5 protein-coding genes and 1 pseudogene are annotated in these 2,894 nt (G+C 53.8%); all 6 read right to left on the bottom strand.

The features are described from left to right. A partial coding sequence (locus ACESMW_RS18920; RefSeq protein ID WP_372988510.1) for a DUF2141 domain-containing protein occupies positions 1–465 on the bottom strand: 465 nt, incomplete at its 3' end. A gap of 188 nt (positions 466–653) precedes the next feature. Beyond that, positions 654–1,070 (bottom strand): hypothetical protein, encoded by a 417-nt coding sequence (locus ACESMW_RS18915; RefSeq protein ID WP_372988509.1) that lies wholly within the window; start codon positions 1,068–1,070, stop codon positions 654–656. Between the two features lie 80 nt (positions 1,071–1,150). Further along, complete coding sequence (locus ACESMW_RS18910) at positions 1,151–1,441, bottom strand: hypothetical protein (RefSeq protein WP_372988508.1); 291 nt, start codon at positions 1,439–1,441, stop codon at positions 1,151–1,153. Positions 1,442–1,665: 224 nt separating this feature from the next. Continuing rightward, entirely contained in the window at positions 1,666–2,121 is a 456-nt protein-coding gene (locus ACESMW_RS18905; RefSeq protein WP_372988507.1) for a metallophosphoesterase family protein, read from the bottom strand. 15 nt (positions 2,122–2,136) lie between these two features. Further along, positions 2,137–2,448 carry a helix-turn-helix domain-containing protein gene (locus ACESMW_RS18900; RefSeq protein WP_372988511.1) on the bottom strand — a complete coding sequence of 104 codons (312 nt, stop codon included), beginning with the start codon at positions 2,446–2,448 and terminating at the stop codon, positions 2,137–2,139. A gap of 161 nt (positions 2,449–2,609) precedes the next feature. Then, positions 2,610–2,804, bottom strand: a pseudogene (locus tag ACESMW_RS18895) (transposase); the annotation flags it as partial. Positions 2,805–2,894 lie beyond the last annotated feature (90 nt).

Genomic DNA, 2,894 nt, shown 5'->3' with positions numbered 1-2,894 from the left:
GTTAGTGTTGAGCTTGCCATCCATATTCTCATCATGGATGACGGCCAACGCATACGTTCCTGGAGGAATATCGAGGAAGCTACAACGTGCCTTCGTATCCCGGATTTTCATCATCGTGATATGGGTCGCGGAGTGCAGAAACTCCGCAGGGAAGCCCTCTGGCGATTCGAAAAGTGCGCAGGCTACAGTCCCGGTGCTGTTTTCAATGTTCGGAATGTCCACATGAATTCCCGGGCATGTTGGTTGGGCGAAGACAATGGCGGGAAGACTCGTAAACGCCACCACCGAGAGTGCCAGTGTCCACAAATAAGAATAATCGTGCCGGATAGATAGGATCATCAAGTACCACAAGCCGGCATAAGGAACCAGTGTATTGATAAGCTGCCAAATCGCCTTGCCACGGCTGGGGGTACGGTACGGATGCAGCGCCGGACGCGCGTCCGGCCATGAGGAGTTGGTTCGCATGTCGCCTCCATTCGATTTTTCACGGTACTCAGGCCATTGAGACCCTTTGCGCTCAGCGCAAGCAAACACCGATCAAAATGCGTTTAATCCTTAGAATGAAGTTTTGACTACTTATCAACCATGCTATGACCTTTGACCCCGCCAAACAATCGCGTGCCGGTCCAGTTTTTCCTTGATCCACCGATGCGCTATAAAAACCGCGCCTTCAGGGTCTCTGGCCGGAAAAGTGCCGTACTCAACACCAGAACAAACGCGGCCAGCACAAACACCTTGTTCACGAACCAGTTCGTGCGCCAGATAGACCACTCCGGCTCCGCCAGGAACCAGATGAACAGAGTGGTGATGATCAGGATTTCAGCCACAGACATGCCAATGGCCAGCAGGCGCGTATACCAGGGCCTTGCCAACAACGCCCAGGCCAGCCAGAGGTGCGCAACCGGCCACAGATCCCAGTAGATATAGGTTGCCCACGCCTCACTGCTCGCCATCGCAAAGCCGATCGGGAAAAGGTATTTAATAAAGATGGTCCAGGCCACAAGGATCACGAACAGATGTGCGAGAAACCTGACCCAGGGGCTCTGACCACTTTCAATGGGCGATGTCATTACCGCGCTCCCTCCGGCGAGTTACGGTAAAAGCGTACCAGCGATGATCGCTGACCAGCAGTCTGCCCCGTTTCTGGGCGTCAGCTTTCATTGAGAATGGAAATACCGTTGACCTCAGTCACCGTTTTGGCATCCGCCCGCTCAATGATTTTCAGGAGGGTGGACTGAATGGTTTCGTCTTCCCGGGCATCACCCCCACTCACAAACGTTTGCTTCTGGGGTTCCGCGCCCTCTTCCTCGGTATAGGAAATAACAACCTCGCTGGCTGAATCCGGCGTTTTACCAAAGTACTCCAGCGAAACCAACGGATAGCCGTGAAAGCCCTTCTTAACCTGCTTTGCAATACGCTTCTTTGCTTTATCCACGTGCATAATCGGAGCCTTTCGCTGCGTTTGTTGTCTGGGTGCGCATGAGCACCCAGTAGATTTTCGGATCTCGGCTCTGACGCCAGGGTTGCCACTCTAGTGAATCCCTCGAAGGCGCCATGCGTTCGACGGCGGGCACGACCCACTCCCTCGCAATCGTTGAGAACAAAACCGACTGCTCGACAGGCCATGCAACCCAGAAAAAATTCTGGCCCGGTTTACCCAACTGATCAAACCGGCAGTTCAACAATCTCACCAACCACACCGTCTTCACTCACCTGCAGCCGCCCCACCGTGATCGGCAGAGTAAATCGCCGGGGCCCGGCGCTACCTGGATTGAAATAAAGCACATCGTCAATCCATTCATTACGGGGTTTGTGGGAATGGCCGGCGATCACCACGCGGTAACGGCCTTGCGGATTGATGTCGAGGGTTTTGACGTCGTGGAGCATGTAAAAAGCGTGGCCGAGAAATTCCAGATCCTGAACATCAGGAAGCGTCGCTGCACGGCCAGTTTTGTCGATATTGCCACGGATCGCAATTAAGGGGGCGATCCCCTCCAGCGCTTCCAGAACCTCGTCCCGCCCAACGTCACCGGCGTGAAGGATCAAATCCGAGCCTTTCAATACGGCCAGGGCTTCGGGACGCATCTTGCTGTGGGTGTCAGCGATCACTCCGATTTGCATGCTTCCCAGCCTCGCTCAAGCCGCGCGACCAGATCCGTTATCCTCACCAGCCTGCAGAGTCCAGGTCATACCCAGAGCGCGTCCCGCTTTGACAAGCGTTGCGATGGTGACACCGGTATCCTTCTCATCCAAAAGGCGGTTAACCACAGTCCGGCTGGTATGCATTTTCTGGGCAAGCTGAGACTTGTTTACGCCGGTGTGCCCCATAGCCTGTTGAATATGCCAGACAATTACCCGCTTCAGCGCCTCAGCTTCTACCTGCTCAAGCGTACCATCAGATTCGAGCAGATCATCGAGAGAGCTGCCAACGTGCTTATGCTGTGTCATTTTTATTGCTGCCACAAAATACGACATTAACCGTTTTCCTTGTCATACAACCCCTTCCTTGGCGCAAACCAAGTGTACCCAAATAGGTACACTCATGCCAACATTCTACTAATCCAATTTTTGAAAACCGGGACAGATCAGAAACAGTGTGACAACCCTACCCGCGCAGAATAGCTCGACCATTCATACAACTCAGGTTTATCCACCATCCCCGCCTTAACAGGGTTGAGTTCCACATAGCGGCAACAAGCCAGCAGGTAGGCGTCAGTATCAATCGGGCTGATCTTGTAGCGTCCTTCCCAGAGGGAACCACTGCGTTTTTCGAGGGCATTCACAAAACGGGTCTGTCGACCAGCTTAATTACCCGCTCCAGCATCGGGTCTTTGCCTTCCTCGCGCCCTTTTCGGCCAAGGTACTTGAGACGGATGTGTGGCGGGATGCCGACA

This window comes from Marinobacter sp. (assembly GCF_041690455.1).
Classification (GTDB): domain Bacteria; phylum Pseudomonadota; class Gammaproteobacteria; order Pseudomonadales; family Oleiphilaceae; genus Marinobacter.
This window is presented reverse-complemented; position numbering and strand designations above follow the sequence as displayed.